The organism is Alkalibacterium sp. m-11 (assembly GCF_054658155.1).
Map to the genome: position 1 here is coordinate 1 of NZ_BAAGIR010000678.1, position 220 is coordinate 220.

Annotated in this window: 1 pseudogene; it reads right to left on the bottom strand. The window is 36.4% G+C overall.

Annotation, left to right across the window (positions count from 1 at the left end):
• A pseudogene (locus ACYQ2O_RS13895) lies at positions 1 to 220 on the bottom strand (IS110 family transposase); the annotation flags it as partial.

The window sequence follows — 220 nt, forward strand, 5'->3', positions numbered from 1 at the left end:
TCTCAATGGCTTTATCAATGATTTTTATTTCTTGTTCAAATCCACGTATAACACGCATTTGAACACCTAGATTGATATCAATACTGTCTTGTGCTAGTTTGCCTAAGCGATAAGAGTCTGAGACAGATTTTCTAATGACTTTAGCTAATTTGACAGGATCTTTAAAGCGTCCTCGCCCAAACTTTTGAAGTAAAGCAGCTAGCTCAACGCTATTCATTGT